Origin of the sequence: Aeromonas sp. MaB10011B (genome assembly GCF_017939325.1) — a bacterium.
Taxonomy (GTDB): Bacteria; Pseudomonadota; Gammaproteobacteria; order Enterobacterales; family Aeromonadaceae; genus Aeromonas; species Aeromonas caviae.
This window is the reverse complement of the sequence record NZ_JAGKRK010000054.1, coordinates 1-1,722: the sequence shown is the minus strand read 5'-3', so window position 1 is coordinate 1,722 and position 1,722 is coordinate 1. Positions and strand designations below refer to the sequence as shown.

1 protein-coding gene is annotated in these 1,722 nt (G+C 55.5%); it reads left to right on the top strand.

What is annotated here, in order from left to right; translation table 11 throughout:
• Positions 1-89: 89 nt before the first annotated feature.
• A complete protein-coding gene (locus tag J9893_RS13595) occupies positions 90-1,703 on the top strand; it encodes an IS1634-like element ISAs25 family transposase (RefSeq protein WP_049636888.1) in 1,614 nt (537 codons plus the stop codon).
• The last annotated feature ends 19 nt before the right edge of the window (positions 1,704-1,722 follow it).

Genomic DNA, 1,722 nt, shown 5'->3' with positions numbered 1-1,722 from the left:
CCGTCATTCCGCACCTGATTTTGCTATTTTCAGTGCTTGACGGCGATCGGCCGTTCTGATCTATTACTCTCTTTTGCAGGTAGATCATCATGGCCGCACCCGCTATCTCGATCCGTAACCTCGATCACCTTGGTTTGGTCGCCGCACTCTGCCAGGAACTGGGCATTGCCCGCATGATCGATGCCTTGCTCCCCAAAACCCCGCCTTTCAAGGTCTCACATGGTGAAGCCTTGGTCGCCATGATAGTGAACGGCCTCGGCTTTCACAGCAGCACCCTGCACATGTTCCCGCAATTCTTCGCTAACAAGCCGGTTGAGCGCCTGATTGGCCCCGGGATCTGTGCTGATGACCTCAATGATGATGTGCTCGGTCGCTGTCTCGATGCCCTCTTTGAGGCCGATGTCAGCGCCTTGTATCAGGTGATGGCGGCGCAAGTTGTCGAGCGGCTGGGGCTCAAAAGCACCGCAGTGCACCTCGATATTACCAGCTTCCACGTCGATGGCGCCTATGACTGTGCCGATGGGGATCTGGTCGGTAAGCTGCAACTGGTGCGTGGTTATAGTCGTGATCACCGGCCAGAGCTGAATCAAGTGATCCTTGAGCTCATCTGTGAAAATCAGGCCGGCCTACCTGTCTATATGCAGGCCCTGAGCGGCAATAGTAATGACACCAAAGCCTTTGCCCAGACCGTTCGTCGCCATTTGAGCAGTCTCAAGGCCGCGCAGGAGTGCCGTTATCTGGTCGGCGATGCCGCACTGTACTGCGCCGATACCTTGCAATTACTGGCGCAACAGCAGCAACTATTTGTGACCCGGGTGCCCGTCACTCTCAATGAGGCAAAGCAGGCCGTGGCAACCATAGGTGCACAACCGCTGACCGCTCTGGGCAATGGCTATCATGGCCGTTGGCAACACGCGAATTATGCCGGGGTCGCGCAACGTTGGTTGCTGGTGCGCAGCGAACAAGCCAGCCACCGCGAGCAGCAGACATTGGCCAAAAACCTGCTCAAAGACAGTACCCGCGAGCTCAAAGCCTTCGCCAAATTGTGTGCCCGACGCTTTGCTTGTGAGGCGGATGCCCAAGCTGAGTTGAGCTGTTTTACCGCCAGCTTGATGCTGCTGCAACTGGATGCCGAAGTGGTAGGTGAACCCGTTTATACAGGACGTGGCAGACCCAAGCGTGGCGAAGAGCCAATTGGCCATCAGTTTCAAATCACTGGGTTGGCGGCAACTAGCCTGGCTTGCGTTGAAGAGGCCCACAACCAGACCGGGGTGTTCATCCTGGCGACCAATGACCACAGCGATACGCTGACCATGGCCGAACTTTTGGCCACCTATAAAGCGCAGCAGAATGTCGAACGGGGCTTTCGTTTTCTCAAGAGCCCGGAGTTTTTAACCTCCTCACTGTACCTGAAAAAGCCGGAGCGGATTGAAGCGTTGCTCATGGTGATGACCTGTAGCCTGATGATTTACGCAGCGTTGGAGCACCGGATCCGGCAGGGATTAGTGGAGCAGAATCGCAGTGTGGCGGATATGAAAAAGAAACCGACCCAGCAGCCGACGGCCCGTTGGATCTTTTTGCGCTTTGGTGGCATCCATGAATATCGACTGGGAGAAGCTCCGCCACAAGTAACGGAGCTAACAGGAGACCAGCAGATCATTTTGGAGGTATTGGGTGAGCGCTATCGGCAAATTTATTCCTAAATCAGGTGCGGAATGTCGG

Coding starts and splice junctions, on each gene's coding strand:
- J9893_RS13595 (WP_049636888.1), top strand. CDS start 90: ATGGCCGCACCCGCTATCTCGATCCGTAACCTCGATCACCTTGGTTTG.